Genomic DNA, 17,191 nt, shown 5'->3' with positions numbered 1-17,191 from the left:
TGCAGAATACCTTTATAAACTTTCGTTGAGATAAGCTTTGATGTTGATACATTGAGGCTGATGGATATGGTTTACTGCCCCAGCTGTGGTGAAAGGAACAGGGAGAGCTCGAGGTTCTGCAGGAACTGCGGAACCCTCCTTGAGGAAAAACCACTCAAATCCAGGTTCATGTCTGGAGATTTCAGGGAAACCTCAGTTAAAAGGGAGCTTCAGAGGAAAGAGTTCAGCGATGCCAGAAAGGAGGGTTTCGAATGGGATACAGCCCTGCGCGGCGCACTGGTGCTTGTGATCCTCATGGTGATCCTTGGCAGAATATTTGGATTTATGGGTGCTATGGCAGCCCTTCTGGTATCTGTAATCTATGTGCTTTCCTCCTCCAGGAGAAAGTCCCAGTCACTGATGATTTTACTCGTGGCTCTTGTGGTGGCGGCTGCAACGTCAGCATTATTCACCATATAATTACCATCATTCTAGGTTGTCTGCAGAACCGGCGCTAAAACGAAAACTTTATATATGATGGGTATAAATCTAATTGTACGCCTTGGGATGTGCACCACAAACCACTGGTTGGTTGCAAGCAAGGACTTGTACTTGGCAGGTGCCGCCGTAGCTCAGTAGGTAGAGCGTTCGGCTGTTAACCGATTGGTCACAGGTTCGAGCCCTGTCGGCGGCGTCATGGGCCCATAGCTTAGCCAGGTAGAGCGCCCGGCTCATAACCGGGCGGCCATGGGTTCGAATCCCATTGGGCCCACTTAATCGGTAATCAGAGGCTCCGGTAGTGTAGTCCGGCCAATCATTTCGGCCTTTCGAGCCGAAGACTCGGGTTCAAATCCCGGCCGGAGCATTTCTTACCTTTTATGATTATTCTTCATATTGAGCATCATTGCTGCGGGGGTGCCCGAGCTGGCCAAAGGGGACAGGCTTAGGACCTGTTGGCGTAGGCCTACCAGGGTTCGAATCCCTGCCCCCGCACTGTGATAGAATCCAAATGCCGGGGTGGGGTAGGTGGTTATCCTTCGGGACTGTGGATCCCGCGACTCGGGTTCAAATCTCGGCCCCGGCCCCATTCTCATCAATCATTTTTCTGAAAAACTCCCTCAGTGAGATTGAAAAGGAAATTCAGGCGCCTCTGTGGCCACGCTCCGATCCCCAGAGTTTATTAATCATCGATGGAAAACCAGAGTTTATTAATCATCGATGGAAAATTATTTATTATGTTATGATGAAGTTTTCAGTACCGCTTGCTGATCACATTGATAGAGTATTCCAGAACACCACGGCTGATTGTATGATACGTATTGAAAGGACCTGCGCCTCATTCAGGGCCACTGTTATCATGGAGGGCGAAGAGATAGGGATTATGGAGGGCATATACCTGACACAGTGGTTCCTTAAAACAAGGTACCACTTTACAGGAACATTCATAAGGTTCATACCCGTTAATGAGAAGTTTAACAGGTCAGGGTTAACCGTTGACATCCTTCTACATGACCAGAATGTCATGGTAAAGGATGCGCTGATTGACTGGCTCAGTGACAGTGGAAAGGGAACATTCAGGGCAAAAAGAATTGAAAGCCTAATTTAAGGTGTCCTCATGGTTAGGGATGGATCGCGCGGAGAGAGGGACCTCGTAAAGCTCCTCTGGGAAAAAAATTTTGCAGCCATGAGAGCACCGGCCTCTGGAGGCGCCACAAAAAAACCTCTTCCTGATATCATTGCAGGAAACGGAGAAATATACCTTGCAATCGAGGTCAAGATGACATCAGGTAAGCGCATATACATTGATTCAGGGAAAATAAAGGGTCTTCTGGAGTTTTCAAAGATATTCGGTGCAGAACCATATATTGGAGTAAAATTCAAGTACAGGGACTGGATTTTTCTTTCACCGGGAGACCTTGAAATGACACCATCAGAAAATTACAGGGTTGACCTCGATATTGCCCTTGCGAGAGGCCTGGATATACATGAGATAACGGGCCGTGAAAGGCAGACCCGACTCAAATGAAGGTACCGAAAACTTTAAATACTAATTCTGATATTAGTTACACTATGCCAAGGTAGCTTAGTGGCGAAGCGGTGGACTGCAGATCCATTATACGTGAGTTCAAATCTCACCCTTGGCTTCAATAATTTCTATCAAATGGGGTCATGGTGTAACCAGGCTATCATCTGGGACTCCAGTTGTCTTTGAAGAAAATGCGCGCTCTGACTACAGTATGATGACCGATTGGAGTACTGAGACAAGAGAAATCCTAGGATCTGGGTTCAAATCCCAGTGACCCCATCACCCCTTTTTCTGAGGAGCTTTTATGATACAGAAATTCGATAATATAATAGCGATTGAAGGAGCACTCTTTGATTCTAACACCTACATCATCGGGGACACTGTGGTTGATACGGGGACCGGAATGAACCCTGATAATCTCATGAGGAAGATGAAGGGGGCCGGTGTTGAGCCGGGCAGCATAAAACATATAGTGAATACACACTGCCACTTTGACCACACAGGTGGGAACAAGCTCTTTGATGCAGATATAGCAATTCACAGTTTTGATGCAGATGCATTAAGGGATGGGGACGATGCAAAAACTGTTGCCTACATGTTTTCTGCATCCATAGAACCAATGGAAGTGGCTGTTGAACTAGGGAATGGGGACTTCATAGGTGACTTTGAGGTTATCCACACCCCTGGTCACACACCAGGCTGCATATGCCTCTATGATGGCAGATCACTTATCTCAGGGGACACGGTTTTTGCTGATGGCGGATTCGGTCGGGTTGATGTTGGTGGAGACATAAATGAACTTGCAGAGTCCATCAGAAAACTTATGAAACTCGACATCGAGTACCTGTTCCCTGGTCACGGCCCATGGGTTGATAACGGTTCAAGGCATGTGGAACTGGCAGCGACCCTTCTTGGAATAGGGTAAATGGGTTGATCGAGGGTTTTCCATTTTTTCCTCTATATAAAATGGCCTTTCTCGCTCTGATTTTTTGCGTGGTCTTATTTATTACTGGACAGAAATATTCTCTGCAGACCCCACATGATACCCTGTTTTTACAGCTTGTATCATATTTCAAAAGCGAATAAACGGACCCTGCCTACATGGAATACTTAGTCCCCCTTATTCTGATCCTTCTGAATTCCTGAATTAGGCCTTCAGAGATCTGTGTGAAATGGGCTCAGTAAAAAAACATTTAAAAAAAGGACTGAAAGAGAGAGAGAGTTTATCCTGTGAATTTCTTTGTAACCTCATTCACAGCCTCTGTCTTCACAAGTACAGATATCTTGGCTCCCCTTTCCAGGACCATGTCTGGCTGGGGGATGATGAGGTCACCGTTACTGTATATGGCCACAATGATATACTTTTCAGTTGGGGATACATCCTTGACCTTTTTTCCAACAATTTTGCTGCTCTTTATCTCCATATCGAGGATCTCGGCATCCCCATGTCCAAGGACGATGAGGTCAGCCACCTTTGGCCTTGTTATCAGCTTTTCAAGGTAACCTGCAGCTGTCCTCTCTGGGCTTATAACGTGATCTATGCCCACCTTCTTGAAGGCGTCCTCGTGGTCCGGGTTGCTGACCCTTGCTATGATCTTTGGTATATTGTACTCCCTTACAAGTATACAGCTTAGGAGGTTGGCCTCATCATTTCCTGTGGCCGCAACAAAGACATCTGCATTATTTATGTTGGCTTCCTCTAGGGTTTTTATGTCTGTACCGTTACCGCAAATCACAAGGGCGTCCAGCTCGACTGCAGCATTGGCACAGAGCGTTTCATCATTTTCTATGAGAGTTACATCATTTCCATCGGATATGAGGAGATTTGCAAGTGTTAAACCAACTCTTCCTCCACCCATTATAACAACATACATATCCACACCTTTCAGACTTCAGGCAGAACGAATATAATCATTACTTTGTGTTTACTTGTGTTAAATGTCATCATTAATAAGTTTTTTCAGTGAATGATCATGAACCTATTCTCGCCGCTCAACTAACCTTAAAGGCTTCCACGAAACCGCGTATTAACACAAGCACAGGAATTATCTCGAGTCTTCCAAGCCACATGCTAATTATGAGGGCTATTTTTGGTATTAAAGGGAGATTGAAACTGGTTATTCCCATACTAAGCCCCACATTTCCCTGGGCGGAGGCCGCCTCAAAGAGGGAGTTGAGGGGGTCATATCCATAGATTACAAGAATGGACCATGTGAAAAAAAGGAGGATAAAGTAAAGGGTTATGTATGAGCCGGCTTCCCTTATCTCAGTGTCACTCACAGACTTGCATGATATCTTTCGTGGTATAACCGAACCTTCGGGCGCCAGTATCCTCATGATGTCCCAGTAGACACCCTTCAAAACGGTTATAACACGGATTATCTTCACAGCACCTGTGGTTGAACCCGCAGCCATGCCCGTGAGCATGCATATTATTAGAACTATCTTGAAGTACCCTGACCAGGCAACCATCTGGCTGGCTGAACTTATACTTGAACCGGTACAACTGAGGGCCGATATTACATGGTAGACTGATTCAAGGGGGGCCACACCACCAACGTAAACCGAAAGGACCGTGAAGAGGACTATAAAGGCAAAAGTTGCCTGTAGCTGTATATCCCTTAGAACATTTGAGAATCTCCCCTTAATGGCCTGGTAGTGCACAAGGAAACTTGTTCCACCCAGTATCATGAGAAACATGGTTACAATGTAGACTGTATCGCTACGGTAGTAGCCAATGTTGAGGTTCTTTATGGACATCCCCCCGGTTGAGAGGTTCGTGAGGGTGTTGTTGATGGCATCAAAGAGGGGCATCCCTGTCAGCCCATAGAGAACGATCCCGAGGACCGTGTAGGTGAGGTAGATCCACCAGATAGTCCTGACGGTGTTTGCTATGCTGGGTTTTATCCTCTCCTCCCTTGCCTCGGACTTGTATAAACGCGCAGCAGCTGTACCTGGCCTTATGAGGACACCTATAACAACTATAACAACTCCAAGCCCACCGATCCACTGTTCAAGGCTTCTTAAGAATAGAATTGATTTTGGGAGCGCTTCAACATTGGAGAAAACTGTGAGTCCACTGCCTGTCCAGGCGGACATGTTCTCAAAGAAGGCATTTGCAAAATCGATGTTGAGGGCTGACATCATTATAAGGCTACCTATGAATCCGGCCCAGAGCCAGGCAAGACATGCAACCATCATACCATGTTTCAGGCGTATGGCGCATTCCTCAGGGGAATATCTCTTCAGCACAGTTCCAATGCTTAATGAGATAATCGAGGGCACAATAAAACTTAAAAAATCGCTTTCACCGTAGATCAGTGCAACAATTAGGGGTAATGCAACAACAAAGCCTATCCCCTGCATTATATTGCCAAGATACTTTCCAACGGTAAAAAGGTCCCTCTTTCCAACGTATCTCATGTTACCATATAAAGAATAGGGGTGTTTCAATATAAATTTTTAGAATAATATATAAAGAGATGGTAATACTCCAATTGGGTAGCAAAAAATAAAGTTCGTTGGGTAGATATAATCTACTCCAGTCTATATAAAATTCAATCCAGTTTATTCTACAACTTCAGCGAAAGCAAACTTGCGCCTGGTTGCACTTATCCTTATTTTAACTTCGTCTCCGACACCTGCACCAGGTACAAAAATAACAAAACCTTCAACACGGGCTATTCCATCGCCATCTCTGCCGAGGTCCTCAATTTTAACTTCATACTCCTCACCAACATTGACTGGTGTGGAGTAGGTTTCCTTCCTGTAGTAGTTATCTCCAAACAATTCATCACATCCTTAAGTAGGGACGCACAAAATCATATAATTACTTCCAACCAGAAACAGTAAGAAATAATCAATGACCTCACCGCATCCCATACATAAACTTAAACATCATAGTATATAAATGTATGTAGGATCACTGTATCTTTTTGCAGGTGGTTTGTTTGATAGGACTGGTGGCTGATTCACATGATAACCTTGGTTCAATAAGGAAGGCCGTCAATTTATTCAACAGGGAATCCGTGGATCTTGTTATACATGCAGGGGATTTAATATCGCCATTCACTGCACAGGAATTTGGAAATCTTGAGATGAGATTTGAGGCCATATTTGGAAACAATGATGGTGAAAGGGATGGACTGCGTGCCGCTTACTCTGAACTCACAGAGCTATCTGAATTTAAGGAACTGGAATTTGATGGCCTGAAAATAGCTGTTATACATGGCCATAACAGGCAGATCCTTGACTGTATTGCTGGATGTGGTAGATACGACCTTGTGGTAACCGGTCACACCCATGAGAAGAGCATTGTGAGCGCAGAAACCATAACTGTCAATCCAGGTGAACTCTGCGGCTACCTTTCAGGGGAGAGTACACTGGCGCTCTTTGACACAGACAGACTTTCATGTGAATTTGTAAGGCTTTGATTTGATCTTTTACAGAGAAAGGTTTCAATCTTGTAAGGCTGTGATTTAATATCTGAGAAAGGATATTGATGGTTTAAATGAAACACAAAGGCGCAATTCTTATTGCAATAGGTTTATTGGCCCTTGTGGTCATGATATCTTTCATAGGGCCTGGAGAAATTGAGGAGGCCCTCAGGAAAGCGGACCCGCTCTATGTAATCATGGCAGTTGCCCTAGAATTTATAATTCTTGGTCTTTTCACCGTGAGGTGGGCCATTACCACGGGGGCTGTTTCAATAAACATAAAAAAAAGACACCTCTTCCCGATGCTACTAGTGGGGATGGCCATAAATAACCTCACTCCAAGTGCAAGGGGTGGAGGCGAACCTGTAAGGGCCTACATACTGGGAAAATACTCCAGGGCTTCAATGGAGGCTGCTTTTGCAACTGTCATAGCAGATAGGGGTCTTGACACATTTCCATTTATCTTCCTGGCTATACTAACCATAGTCTCAATAGTACTCTACTTTGAACTATCACCATGGATAGTTGCCGCACTTATAGTTTCGGTTATAATAATAACAGCCGCTTTCTTTGTGGCTCTCTACATATCCATTGATAGGGAGTCAGGTGAGAGGGTACTTGACTGGCTGCTTGGCATTGTAGGAAGATTCTACAGAAAGAACTATGAAAAACTTGAAAAAAGGTTAAGGAATGCTCTCAGGGAATTTCAGGGCACAATGCGGATAATGCTGGCTGATAAAAAGGTACTGCTGTATGGTATACCACTTTCGTTCCTCCTCTGGATCCTTGAGATCATAAGGGTGTACCTTATATTTGAGGCATTTGGCACAAGCATATCACTCATTGTGATAGCGGAAGTTTTCATAGTGGCAACACTCATTGGGATGATACCACTCCTTCCAGGGGGCCTTGGAGCCGTTGATGGGGTTATGATAGTATTCTATTCGGCAGCAGGGGTATCACCATCCGTCAGCGCAGCTGTAACTGTGGTTGAGAGACTCATATCCTTCTGGATGATCTCAGCGATGGGTGTGGCATCCCTGCCATACTTTGGGGCTTCCGTATCTGAGAAACTGATGGATAAGCTTTAGGAAGATCGACATAACATTCCTTGATAAATATGTGGGAAACTAATGGAGAAAGCTTTATGGCTATTGTGAAATCTGACACAACACTGGAAAAAGATTTATGGGTCATAGATCAGATTCATATATGGACAGCTGTAGTAGGTTAGGGGGATAATTCATGCTTGAGAGAGTTTTCTTAACCGATAAGTTACATGACGAAAAAATGTATGAGAACCTCGTGGAGGAGATACGCTCATCACCGGATTACCTCAATCTCCTTCTGGAATCTTCTGAACCATGGATATTACAGGACATAAATGGTTTCATACTCGATCTGAGCAATTCATTTGCTGATAAACTGGGATATGATCCTGATAATCTTAGGGGAAGGTACCTTCCAACGCTGAGGGCGATCCCCATCATTCAGAAATCCAGGCTGAGGATAATACTCGACCGGCTGGCTGAGGAACCCCGCCCATGCACTACTATCATGGAGTTCATGGACGCAGATGGCAGGAATGTGCCACTTGAACTGAGCTTCAGGCCCCTGGAACTATCAGGCCAGGTTTTTGTTCTTGTAACTGCGAGGGATGCTTCAGAAAAGCTTCATGAGGTGACTGAACTCCGAAAAGAGATAGCTGAATTGAAGAAGACAATAAATGGTCTCTACAGGCAGATAGACAAAAATCTTCAGCTTATCACAAGCATAGTTAATCTGCAGTTCCCTTATATAAAAGACGGAGATGATTATGAGCTTCTCAGAGATACTCAGAATCGTCTGAGGTCAATAAGGAAGGCCTATGAGAAGTTTATTCATGATGGATCCTTTGAGTCAATAAACTTTGCAGGCTATGCCCGGAGTATTGTTTCAGGTATTTTAAGCACATATTCGCCTGAACCGGGAAATGTGAGACTTGAGATGTACTTTGAGGATGCTGAAATGGACCTTGAGCTGGCAGTGCCCCTTGGAATGATACTCTCGGAGTTATTATCCAACAGCTTCAGACATGCCTTCGCCGAGGGACAGGATGGAAAGATACGGGCTGTTTTCAGGAATAAGGATGACCACTACATTCTTGAGGTCAGGGACAATGGCCGTGGCTTCCCTGAGGACGTGGACTTTGAGAATGCAGATTCACTGGGTCTGCAACTTGTAAGGAGTTTGCTGAATCAGATAGAGGCAAAGGTGGATTACAGGCTCTCACCTGGAACATGTTTCAGGATAAAGGTACTGAAGCCAGCTGACGGTGAATGAAGCACATCCTAATTAAACCTCCATAGGATAATTCTGCAATTTCTTTAGTTGATTAGGTTGCTGATTGGTAAGCCTTCTCATCAAAGCCACTTTTAATTCTGTAAAATATCCCGTAGATTCATTTAAGGTGGTGTTTTAGTACTTTTAATTCTGTAAAATATCCCGTAGATTCATTTAAGGTGGTGTTTTAGTACTTTTAATTCTGTAAAATATCCCGTAGATTCATTTAAAGTGCCCTTGGAGGGCTGGGAGGATAACTGATTCTGGAAGGGCCTTAATACTTAAACAAAATTAGAAAAATATATTAGCAGTTCTTCCACTAAATCAACTAGGTGATAATTATGGAGATAAATGGTGTTGAAATAGAGGATACATTTGCGGAGGCCTTCGGCATAAAGGTTTCAAGGGTTCTTGTAACCGCAGCAACAAAAAAACTTGCAAAGATAGCTGCAACCGAGGCAACAGGTTACGGTACGTCTGTTATAGGGTGCCCTGCAGAGGCAGGTATAGACTGCTACGTTCCACCAGAGGAGACCCCTGATGGAAGACCTGGATACATAATAATGATCTGCAACCCATCAAAGAAAAACCTGGACCATGAACTCCTTGAAAGAATAGGGATGGGTATACTTACAGCACCAACAACCGCAGTATTCGATGCTCTTGATGACGAGGACGAAAAACTCAATGTGGGATTCAAACTCAAGTTCTTCGGTGATGGCTACGAGAAGGAACTTGAAATTGATGGAAGGAAAATCCACTCAATCCCGATAATGTCTGGGGACTTCCTCATTGAAAGTGAATTCGGAATAAAGGATGGGGTTGCAGGTGGAAACTTCTTCATTCTGGGTGACAGTCAGGCATCAGCCCTTCTGGCGGCCCAGGCAGCAGTGGATGCGATAGCTGCAGTTGAAGGCACCATAACACCATTCCCTGGTGGTGTTGTGGCTTCAGGTTCAAAGGTCGGGTCAAACAAGTACAAGTTCCTCAACGCCTCAACCAATGAGAAGATGTGCGTCACCCTCAAAGATGAGGTTGAGGGCAGCGAGATACCTGAAAACGTTAACGGGGTATATGAGATAGTTATAGACGGTGTCAACGAAGATGCTGTAAGGGAGGCGATGAAGGAAGGTATAAAGGCTGCATGTACCGTTCCAGGCATAATTAAGATAAGTGCAGGGAACTACGGTGGCAACCTGGGGGCATACCAGATAAAACTCCACGATCTCTTCTGAATATTCCATTTTTCTTTTTCTATTTTTAGGAAATTTTTATTCTATGCAGAACTTCTCCATCATTTCACTTTCAACTATATCCCATATCTCATCTTCAGAGAGGTTAACACCAAGGAGCACACCCCTCTTTTCAAGGTCCCTCTCAATCTTCTTTATAACCTTAACGTCACTTGCAGCGACGGTGTGTGAGTGTATATTCCTTGATATGCTGTACAAGGCCTTCAGGGATCTTCTGGCGTCTGGCTTTTCAAGTTCCTCTAGGCACCTTTGGAGGTCATCCATGTTCCTTATGTTGAGGTTTCTTGTCACCACCTGCCTAACCCCTGGAAGGTAATGCTTTGAGTCAAGAATTCGACCGCCCCTCCTTATAATTATCTCCTTGTCATCCATGTTACCCAGGTCGTGTTTGAGGAGCATCTCCACAACCCTCCCTGATTCCTGTATTATGGATTTGATTTCAGCAAGGTCCAGATTGACTCCTATGAGGAAACCCTCCTTTCTGAGCTCCTCCTCCACCCTCTCGAGGCTCTTTGCATCTGGTCCTGATATCCTGTGTGTATGTATACCCCCACCTGAGAGGGTGTAGAGTCTGTCAAGGGATTCCAGTTTACGGGAGTCACTTCTGAGGGTCTTTATGAAACGGTCGACGTCCTCCATTGAGTCAACACCCACGTTTCTTCTGAGGGGCTCTGAGAAACCTGGAAGGTAGTACTCTATGTCCTCGATTGTACAGCCATTCTTTATTATGATCTCTGCTTCTCTTCTTATGTCATCCACTCCATGGTTTTCAACAATGCTCATTTCAGGCTTAATTATTACCTCAACAAGCCTTCCATGCTTCCTTGCAACCTCCTTTATCTCATTGTCATCGAGGTTAACCCCAAGAAGTATACCCTCCTCTCTGAGTTCATCTATGACCTTATCTATACTTTCCCGGTCTGGCCCGGATATCCAGTGGGAGTGTATTCCGCTCACAGACTCATAGATTCTTGTAAGGGAGCTTTTTCTGGCCGGGTCCCCCTCAAGAGCATTTAAAAACCTTTCAAGTTCTTTCCTCTCAGATACCCCGATCTTCCTCACCAAGGGCTCCTTGAACTCAGGGAGGTGATACTCTATATCCTCCAGTGTGCAGCCATACTTGAGTATTATCTCTGCCTCTTTTCCAATATCCTCAACATCATGCTTGACTGTTATCTTCACCATGGTGGGTTCCATGGCTGCAAAGTAGATGTCCTCACCCCCGCTGATTTCAGGGGAGATCACACGGTTGGCCCCTGCACGGTAGAGTCTCTTTATGTTTTCCTTTTTACTGGATCTTGCCACGATCCATATGTCTGGATTCAGCTCCCTGCAGGTGAGGGTTATGAAGAGGTTGTCAACATCATCTCCGGTTGTTATTATAACCCCACGGGCCCTCTTTATCCCGGCCGCCCTGAGTGTATCCTCATCTGTCGCGCTTTCAGGTATTGCAAGTACTTTGGGGTCTTCCCACAGTTCCTTCTCTACTATTTCTCGGTCTTTCTCAATTATTATGGTCTTCAGATTCCTTTTCAGGAGTTCCTTAAAAACGGCGGATCCAACACGGCCAAAACCACAGAGAATGAAGTGGTTGTTCATTGACTGCATTAATCTCCGTATCCGGGCACCTGATATGGTCTCCTGCAGTGTCATAGTGATCACCGAAACGGTTAAGCTTAAAACATAGGCTATGAGTCCCACACCACCGAGGGCAAGGGTAACAGAGAATATCTTCTGGGATACAGTGACAGGTGTTATGTCCCCGTAACCCACAGTGGCGATGGTGATCACTGTAAAGTAGATGGCATTGTAGAGGTCAAGCCCCATTATGTACATTGAGCCAACTATACCATATATTACGAGGGCCGCCAGAGCTGCAAGAGCATAGTATATGACTGATAGGGGAACATATGGGATATTCTCCACCAGATTTCTTTGGGGTGGCATGGGAAACCTCCCGTTGATATGTTAATATCTGTCAGTCAATAATATAAATTCAGAGCATCTGGAGAGGGGCTCTGGAATTAACCCTCAAATTTTTAAGGATGGTGAAACAGTCATGAAGCCGATTGACATGGCGACAGCTGATATTAATGCGGAGTATCTTGGTATTCCAAGGCTTTCCCTTATGGAGAATGCTGGAAGGGCAGTTGCAGAGGAGATAGGAAACTATGCGGATGAAGGAAGGGTCGTATTATTTTGCGGATCGGGAGGAAATGGTGGTGATGGGTTTGTTGCTGCACGGCATCTCCTTAACATGGGTTTTCAGGTTGAGGTTCTCCTACTCACACACCCCGAAAGGATAGGGTCAGAGGAGGCACGGCGTAACTGGGATGTTCTCATGGCCATGCAGCCGGAGCCAGGCATACTCGGTGTAAGGACAGTCAGTGATTCATCTGAGCTTTTTCCTGTGGATGCAGATGTGGTTGTTGATGCAGTACTTGGCACGGGTGTCAGGGGGGTTATAAGGGAACCATCAAGGTCAGCCATTGAGCTCATAAACCGTTCAGACGCATTTAAGGTTTCTGTGGATATACCAAGCGGACTCAGCCCAGAGACTGGTACCGTGGATGATGTTGCTGTATCTGCAGACCTTACGGTGACCTTTCACAGGATGAAGGATGGACTTGAAAAGGCGGACCCTGCCATCACAGGGGAAATCGTGGTGAGGGACATAGGGATACCACGGGCAGCCGAAGTATTTGTGGGTCCAGGGGATCTCCTAAGGATACCCTCAAGGAGCCCTGAGAGTCATAAGGGGGAAAACGGGAGAGTCCTGGTTATCGGCGGAAGCCATCACTACTCAGGGGCCCCTGCACTCGCAGCCATCTCCGCACTGAGGGCAGGTGCAGACGTTGTAACCGTTGCAGCACCGGGCAGCGCAGCCAGCGCCATCAAATCCGTTTCACCTGATCTAATAGTCAGAAAACTTGAGGGTAAATATATAGGGCCAGGGTCCCTGGGCGAGCTTCTGGAACTTGCAGAAAACGCTGATTCGGTTCTTGTGGGCTGTGGGGCTGGTAGACACCAATCAACATCAGAAACTTTCAGAGAACTTATTGGAGCACTCCAGGAGATGGGAAAACCCCTCGTACTCGATGCCGATGCACTCAGGCTGATTGATTACTCCCAGGTCACTGAATACAGGGATCTAACTGTAACTCCGCATATGGGTGAATTCAGGGAGTTCTTTAAACTCAGATCCGATGTATACGCTGATTTCAATGAACAGGTGGCTGCCTTCAGCTCGATTTCAGCCAGGATAAGTGGAACAGTCCTTCTGAAGGGTCCCGTCGACATGATATTCCAGGGTGACAGATTCCGGCTTAACAGGAGTGGCTGTCCGGGAATGACCGTTGGTGGTACAGGGGATTGCCTTGCCGGTTTAACTGCAGGTCTGCGTGCAATGGGGCTTTCAGCATTTGATTCCGCCTCACTTGCAGCATTCATAAATGGCAAGGCAGGGGAACTTGCAATGGAGAAATTTGGAACAGGATTTTTAGCATCAGATGTCCATAATTTTATTCCAGAGGCAATGGATATGCGTACCTATGGTTTCTGAGCCATCAAAAAAGTAATAGTTGAATTATAGATTATGGGGGGCTTACAGGACCTCTTTGCAATATGGCGTCAGAAATAATCAATTGAATATAGGGGAATCCTCATACCAGCCCAAGGATGTTTCCAATGAGGAGTATCCCCACTCCTGTCACCCCACCAAAACCAGCCACGAGGAGTGTAAGGGGGTTGATGGGGATGTTTACGAATGGCAGTATATTAACACCAAGAAGAAGAAGGATACCAAGCACTATGTTTCCTGCCAGTGCCAGTATCTTCTTCCCAACACCAAAAAGTATTCTGAGGGACGCAAGACCCCCTGCAATTATGAATGTGGCAACCACAATGAGAACAAGGAATGAGAACCCTTCCATCAGTTCTCCTTCCTGCACACCCTGTTGTATATCCCGGCCTGGAGGGCGTAGTTCTTGACCATTCCGGCCATCTCCCTCTGGTCGAGGGTCTTGTCCTCAAATGATACTATTTCCTCACTGTAGAGGCTGTAGGGTGACTTTCTGCCTATGACCCGCATACTGCCCCGGTGTAGTTTGACCCTCACCATTCCGGTTACACGCCTCTGCATGTGATTTATTGCCATGTCAAGGTCCTCACGGAGGGGGTCATGCCAGAGTCCCCTGTAGACGAGTTCAGCGTAGGTGTTGCTAATTATATCTGCAAATCGGAGCTCGCTCCTTGTAAGTGTCAGCTGCTCAAGGGCCCGGTGGGCCTCCAGGAGGAGGAAGGCTGCGGGTGTTTCATAGACCTCCCGGCTCTTCATGCCTATAATACGGTCCTCCATTATGTCAACCCTTCCAATCCCGTGTTTACCGGCGATTTCATTTGCAAGGCCTATGAGTTCAAGGGGCTTCATCTCATCACCATTCATTGCAACGGGAACCCCGCTCCTGAATTCGATCTCAACCACCTCTGGTTCTTCAGGGGTTTTATCGATGGGCCTTGTCCACTGGAATGCGTCCTCAGGTGGCTCCACCATGGGGTCCTCCAGGATGTCGCCCTCTATTGCACGCCCCCAGAGGTTTTCATCTATACTGTAGAGTTTATCGGAGGGCAGGGGTATGCCGCAGGATCTTGCGTATTCCATTTCCTCTGTCCTTGTGAGGTTCAGGTCCCTTATGGGTGCGATGACCTCAAGGTCTGTCCTTGACCTTATAACAGCCTCAAAACGGAACTGGTCGTTCCCCTTACCTGTGCATCCATGGGCTATTGCAGATGCACCCTCGGATTCGGCCACCTCAACTATCTTTTCTGCTATGAGGGGCCTTGCAAGGGCCGTGCTGAGGGGGTAGCCCTCGTATACCGCATTTGCCTTTATTGCGGGGAATATGTAGTTCTCTGCAAACTCTTCCCTTGCATCAACTGTGTAGTGCTTATAGTTTCCGAGTTCCTCTGCAACCCTCGCCGGTCTTTCAACCTCCTCCCGCGGCTGACCAACATCCACGCAGGCCGTTATGACTTCCATACCATATTTTTCCTCAAGGAGCTTGATACATACAGATGTGTCAAGACCTCCACTGAAAGCAAGAACCACCTTATCCATAACAATCACCTTATAAGAATCAAATACCCATGTTTTTATTACTAGCATTATAGATATAATGGCTAGGTGTTATTAAGTCTGTCCCCATAGCTGGAGACCCATGCTATCACCAATTCGGCGAACTGTGGGATTTACATTGTACATATGGGAACCTATGATAATCACTTAAGCTTATGGTTCTGTGCGTGGTGACCTTGATGTTTGTGAGGGAGGACTCGATTAAAATTTCAACTGTACATGAGGGTTCGGGAGGTGATGTTACTCTCAATGATGCTCTACGGCCACATTTAAGCTCAGAACTTTCCCTTGAACTGGCAGAGCACTCCCGAAAGGGTACAGTGATGCTCACCCTTGGAGGCGGGAGGCCAGTGGTGATGATAGTGGCAGGGGTTCATGGCAATGAGATACCCCCACAGGTAGCGGCTTTAAGGCTTTCAGAACAGCTCTTATCCATGGATATAAGTGGGACCGTTCATTTGATACCATTTGCCGCCCCATGGGCAACGATGAAGAACAGCAGGTGGTTCATGGGACATGATCTGAACCGCTCAGCCAGCATTGAGGGGTCTGTAACAAATTCCATATTCAGGAGGGCATGTGAGCTGGGGTTGGATGCCCTCGCAGATTTCCACTCCACGGCACCTGGAAGCAAACCAGGTGTTGAGGGTGTTTTCTGTTCAGAGGAACCTGAACACGAGAGCCTGGAGATAGCCCGTTACATAACTTCAAGGACTTCATCAAAACTTCTATGCTATGAGAGGGCGTCTTCCCATTACAGGGGGGCCCTTGAGGATGAATGCAATCTTGCAGGCATCCCAGCTGTAACCTGTGAGGTTTTATCTGAGAATGGAGTTGTCAGGGAGGGCAGTGAGGGGAGGTCGCTCCTTCAGATGAGGGTTTTCCTCAAGTACATGGGTATTCTATCATGATGAGGTGTTGGGATGTGTTCCTTCAGTAGAGCGGGGTGGGTCAGTGTCCTCATATAAGAAGCATGCCGTCTTTTCAATCATAATGGCGTCCCCGATTTTCCAGGCGGTTTTTCCGGTTGCACTGGCGCTTCTGGGGGCCATGATTCCTGATATGGATCATGAGGTTAAATCAGAGAACGTTTCAACTGTGTTTCTTTTTGGACTTGTAATATTCCTTGTATTTTATATCCTGGGTCTTCCCTACCTTGCGGGGATTGCCCTCATGGATCTTGCCCTCATATTCTACCTTTCAAGGCACAGGGGATTCACGCATTCAATTCTGGGGGCCTTCATAATCTCTTCCTGCCTGACGGTATTTGTTCTATCAATGTTCTTCCTTCTCACGTCACTGGGCCTCGATAGGAAGGCATCAATCATGGTGATACTCACGGTTCTGGGTTTCATGTTCCTTAACAGGGTGATGATCTTACCATTCGTACTTCTGACTCTTCTTGGGGTTTTCCTCACCGATTTCCCTAAAATGGATCTCTACACAATAATGGGACCCCTCCTCATCGGCTTCATCAGCCATGATGTCCTTGATTCCCTCACACCATCAGGGGTCAGGTTCATGAGGCCCTTCTCGGGGAGAACCTTCAGAAAGGGCTTTGGGATCATTATGCTGATTTTCTGGGCCCTTGTGGTACTCTACGTGCTTTTGGTGCTGTAATCAACGACTATCACATTTTTATTACGATTTATATAGAAAACTTTATATTATCATAAATAATCATGTTAATTAGAACTGGTACTAAATGAGAAGGGAGCTATAAAATGTTTATCACAAGGATTCTGTACGGTATCGCCTACTTCCTGGTCCTGATATATGAGATACTTAAGGCAACAGCTGACGTGGCAGTAAGAACACTGAATGGAAACATTGAGCCCGTAATAGTGGAAATAGAGACTGAACTCACAAGGCCGGTGTCCCAGACGATACTTGCAAACAGCATAACCCTCACACCAGGAACACTTTCGATTGACCTTGATTCTGAAAACAGAATCCTGAAGGTCGCTGCAATATATCCCCGCAGCAGGGAGGACATAATACCATTTGAGCCCTACATAAGGGGGATGCTTGAATAGGGGGT

Annotated in this window: 18 protein-coding genes and 7 tRNA genes; 19 read left to right on the top strand and 6 right to left on the bottom strand. The window is 46.1% G+C overall.

Translation table 11 applies throughout. The features are described from left to right. Nucleotides 1–60: 60 nt before the first annotated feature. From QFX30_RS05855 to QFX30_RS05805, 11 genes are all read left to right on the top strand, one after another. Entirely contained in the window at nucleotides 61–459 is a 399-nt protein-coding gene (locus QFX30_RS05855; RefSeq protein WP_300489780.1) for a zinc ribbon domain-containing protein, read from the top strand. Between the two features lie 141 nt (nucleotides 460–600). Then, nucleotides 601–673, top strand: a tRNA-Asn gene (locus tag QFX30_RS05850). 4 nt (nucleotides 674–677) lie between these two features. Beyond that, a tRNA-Ile gene (locus tag QFX30_RS05845) sits at nucleotides 678–751 on the top strand. An 18-nt stretch (nucleotides 752–769) separates the two neighbouring features. Next, a tRNA-Glu gene (locus tag QFX30_RS05840) sits at nucleotides 770–844 on the top strand. A 44-nt stretch (nucleotides 845–888) separates the two neighbouring features. Further along, nucleotides 889–972: transfer RNA gene (locus QFX30_RS05835), tRNA-Leu, on the top strand. Between the two features lie 18 nt (nucleotides 973–990). After that, nucleotides 991–1,066: transfer RNA gene (locus QFX30_RS05830), tRNA-His, on the top strand. A gap of 222 nt (nucleotides 1,067–1,288) precedes the next feature. Beyond that, nucleotides 1,289–1,585, top strand: a complete 297-nt coding sequence (locus QFX30_RS05825) for a hypothetical protein (protein ID WP_300489515.1) — start codon at nucleotides 1,289–1,291, stop codon at nucleotides 1,583–1,585. 9 nt (nucleotides 1,586–1,594) lie between these two features. Next, nucleotides 1,595–2,005 (top strand): Holliday junction resolvase Hjc, encoded by a 411-nt coding sequence (hjc, locus tag QFX30_RS05820; protein ID WP_300489512.1) that lies wholly within the window; start codon nucleotides 1,595–1,597, stop codon nucleotides 2,003–2,005. 46 nt (nucleotides 2,006–2,051) lie between these two features. Next, nucleotides 2,052–2,123: transfer RNA gene (locus tag QFX30_RS05815), tRNA-Cys, on the top strand. A 19-nt stretch (nucleotides 2,124–2,142) separates the two neighbouring features. Next, nucleotides 2,143–2,284, top strand: a tRNA-Trp gene (locus QFX30_RS05810). 25 nt (nucleotides 2,285–2,309) lie between these two features. After that, nucleotides 2,310–2,930 (top strand): MBL fold metallo-hydrolase, encoded by a 621-nt coding sequence (locus QFX30_RS05805; RefSeq protein WP_300489510.1) that lies wholly within the window; start codon nucleotides 2,310–2,312, stop codon nucleotides 2,928–2,930. Between the two features lie 298 nt (nucleotides 2,931–3,228). Here the strand turns inward: QFX30_RS05805 and QFX30_RS05800 are convergent, their stop codons facing one another. The 3 genes from QFX30_RS05800 to QFX30_RS05790 all read right to left on the bottom strand — a co-directional run bounded on the left by QFX30_RS05800 (nucleotide 3,229) and on the right by QFX30_RS05790 (nucleotide 5,794). Beyond that, complete coding sequence (locus tag QFX30_RS05800; RefSeq protein ID WP_013296441.1) at nucleotides 3,229–3,879, bottom strand: TrkA family potassium uptake protein; 651 nt, start codon at nucleotides 3,877–3,879, stop codon at nucleotides 3,229–3,231. Between the two features lie 118 nt (nucleotides 3,880–3,997). Next, nucleotides 3,998–5,428, bottom strand: a complete 1,431-nt coding sequence (locus tag QFX30_RS05795; RefSeq protein ID WP_300489505.1) for a TrkH family potassium uptake protein — start codon at nucleotides 5,426–5,428, stop codon at nucleotides 3,998–4,000. A 144-nt stretch (nucleotides 5,429–5,572) separates the two neighbouring features. Continuing rightward, complete coding sequence (locus QFX30_RS05790; RefSeq protein ID WP_300489502.1) at nucleotides 5,573–5,794, bottom strand: TRAM domain-containing protein; 222 nt, start codon at nucleotides 5,792–5,794, stop codon at nucleotides 5,573–5,575. A 152-nt stretch (nucleotides 5,795–5,946) separates the two neighbouring features. Here QFX30_RS05790 and QFX30_RS05785 point away from each other — a divergent pair, with 152 nt between their 5' ends. From QFX30_RS05785 to fhcD, 4 genes are all read left to right on the top strand, one after another. After that, a complete protein-coding gene (locus QFX30_RS05785) occupies nucleotides 5,947–6,438 on the top strand; it encodes a metallophosphoesterase (protein ID WP_367186135.1) in 492 nt (163 codons plus the stop codon). A gap of 77 nt (nucleotides 6,439–6,515) precedes the next feature. Continuing rightward, on the top strand, nucleotides 6,516–7,532 hold the full coding sequence (locus QFX30_RS05780) for a UPF0104 family protein (protein ID WP_300489497.1): 1,017 nt from the start codon (nucleotides 6,516–6,518) through the stop codon (nucleotides 7,530–7,532). A gap of 154 nt (nucleotides 7,533–7,686) precedes the next feature. Further along, nucleotides 7,687–8,763, top strand: a complete 1,077-nt coding sequence (locus QFX30_RS05775; RefSeq protein WP_300489494.1) for a sensor histidine kinase — start codon at nucleotides 7,687–7,689, stop codon at nucleotides 8,761–8,763. 341 nt (nucleotides 8,764–9,104) lie between these two features. After that, entirely contained in the window at nucleotides 9,105–9,998 is an 894-nt protein-coding gene (fhcD, locus tag QFX30_RS05770; RefSeq protein ID WP_300489491.1) for a formylmethanofuran--tetrahydromethanopterin N-formyltransferase, read from the top strand. A 36-nt stretch (nucleotides 9,999–10,034) separates the two neighbouring features. Here fhcD and QFX30_RS05765 read toward each other — a convergent pair whose 3' ends face one another. Then, a complete protein-coding gene (locus QFX30_RS05765) occupies nucleotides 10,035–11,963 on the bottom strand; it encodes a 3H domain-containing protein (RefSeq protein ID WP_300489488.1) in 1,929 nt (642 codons plus the stop codon). A 112-nt stretch (nucleotides 11,964–12,075) separates the two neighbouring features. Between QFX30_RS05765 and QFX30_RS05760 the strand changes: the two genes are divergently transcribed. Beyond that, nucleotides 12,076–13,578 (top strand): NAD(P)H-hydrate dehydratase, encoded by a 1,503-nt coding sequence (locus QFX30_RS05760; RefSeq protein ID WP_300489485.1) that lies wholly within the window; start codon nucleotides 12,076–12,078, stop codon nucleotides 13,576–13,578. Nucleotides 13,579–13,678: 100 nt separating this feature from the next. On the opposite strand, the gene QFX30_RS05755 is transcribed toward QFX30_RS05760, so the two are convergent. Together QFX30_RS05755 and QFX30_RS05750 are read right to left on the bottom strand one after the other, a co-directional pair. Beyond that, nucleotides 13,679–13,948, bottom strand: a complete 270-nt coding sequence (locus QFX30_RS05755) for a pro-sigmaK processing inhibitor BofA family protein (protein ID WP_300489482.1) — start codon at nucleotides 13,946–13,948, stop codon at nucleotides 13,679–13,681. Then, complete coding sequence (locus QFX30_RS05750) at nucleotides 13,948–15,132, bottom strand: argininosuccinate synthase (RefSeq protein ID WP_300489479.1); 1,185 nt, start codon at nucleotides 15,130–15,132, stop codon at nucleotides 13,948–13,950. Before QFX30_RS05750 ends, QFX30_RS05755 begins: the two co-directional genes overlap by 1 nt. Nucleotides 15,133–15,329: 197 nt before the next feature. Here QFX30_RS05750 and QFX30_RS05745 point away from each other — a divergent pair, with 197 nt between their 5' ends. From QFX30_RS05745 to QFX30_RS05735, 3 genes are all read left to right on the top strand, one after another. Continuing rightward, nucleotides 15,330–16,061, top strand: a complete 732-nt coding sequence (locus tag QFX30_RS05745; protein ID WP_300489476.1) for a succinylglutamate desuccinylase/aspartoacylase family protein — start codon at nucleotides 15,330–15,332, stop codon at nucleotides 16,059–16,061. Nucleotides 16,062–16,104: 43 nt separating this feature from the next. Beyond that, entirely contained in the window at nucleotides 16,105–16,770 is a 666-nt protein-coding gene (locus QFX30_RS05740) for a metal-dependent hydrolase (RefSeq protein WP_300489473.1), read from the top strand. 104 nt (nucleotides 16,771–16,874) lie between these two features. Beyond that, nucleotides 16,875–17,186: a monovalent cation/H+ antiporter subunit E gene (locus QFX30_RS05735; RefSeq protein ID WP_300489470.1), complete on the top strand. Its 312-nt coding sequence runs from the start codon at nucleotides 16,875–16,877 to the stop codon at nucleotides 17,184–17,186. Nucleotides 17,187–17,191 lie beyond the last annotated feature (5 nt).

Origin of the sequence: Methanothermobacter sp. (assembly GCF_030055435.1) — an archaeon.
GTDB lineage: Archaea > Methanobacteriota > Methanobacteria > Methanobacteriales > Methanothermobacteraceae > Methanothermobacter.
The sequence above is the reverse complement of the archived record's forward strand: the minus strand, read 5'-3'. Positions and strand labels throughout refer to the sequence as shown.

What these genes read in the sequence shown, in the direction of transcription:
- QFX30_RS05855 (WP_300489780.1), top strand. Translation starts at nt 61, where the DNA reads ATGGATATGGTTTACTGCCCCAGCTGTGGTGAAAGGAACAGGGAGAGC.
- QFX30_RS05825 (WP_300489515.1), top strand. Translation starts at nt 1,289, where the DNA reads ATGATACGTATTGAAAGGACCTGCGCCTCATTCAGGGCCACTGTTATC.
- hjc (WP_300489512.1), top strand. Translation starts at nt 1,595, where the DNA reads ATGGTTAGGGATGGATCGCGCGGAGAGAGGGACCTCGTAAAGCTCCTC.
- QFX30_RS05805 (WP_300489510.1), top strand. Translation starts at nt 2,310, where the DNA reads ATGATACAGAAATTCGATAATATAATAGCGATTGAAGGAGCACTCTTT.
- QFX30_RS05800 (WP_013296441.1), bottom strand. Translation starts at nt 3,879, where the DNA reads ATGTATGTTGTTATAATGGGTGGAGGAAGAGTTGGTTTAACACTTGCA.
- QFX30_RS05795 (WP_300489505.1), bottom strand. Translation starts at nt 5,428, where the DNA reads ATGAGATACGTTGGAAAGAGGGACCTTTTTACCGTTGGAAAGTATCTT.
- QFX30_RS05780 (WP_300489497.1), top strand. Translation starts at nt 6,516, where the DNA reads ATGAAACACAAAGGCGCAATTCTTATTGCAATAGGTTTATTGGCCCTT.
- QFX30_RS05775 (WP_300489494.1), top strand. Translation starts at nt 7,687, where the DNA reads ATGCTTGAGAGAGTTTTCTTAACCGATAAGTTACATGACGAAAAAATG.
- fhcD (WP_300489491.1), top strand. Translation starts at nt 9,105, where the DNA reads ATGGAGATAAATGGTGTTGAAATAGAGGATACATTTGCGGAGGCCTTC.
- QFX30_RS05765 (WP_300489488.1), bottom strand. Translation starts at nt 11,963, where the DNA reads ATGCCACCCCAAAGAAATCTGGTGGAGAATATCCCATATGTTCCCCTA.
- QFX30_RS05760 (WP_300489485.1), top strand. Translation starts at nt 12,076, where the DNA reads ATGAAGCCGATTGACATGGCGACAGCTGATATTAATGCGGAGTATCTT.
- QFX30_RS05755 (WP_300489482.1), bottom strand. Translation starts at nt 13,948, where the DNA reads ATGGAAGGGTTCTCATTCCTTGTTCTCATTGTGGTTGCCACATTCATA.
- QFX30_RS05750 (WP_300489479.1), bottom strand. Translation starts at nt 15,132, where the DNA reads ATGGATAAGGTGGTTCTTGCTTTCAGTGGAGGTCTTGACACATCTGTA.
- QFX30_RS05745 (WP_300489476.1), top strand. Translation starts at nt 15,330, where the DNA reads ATGTTTGTGAGGGAGGACTCGATTAAAATTTCAACTGTACATGAGGGT.
- QFX30_RS05735 (WP_300489470.1), top strand. Translation starts at nt 16,875, where the DNA reads ATGTTTATCACAAGGATTCTGTACGGTATCGCCTACTTCCTGGTCCTG.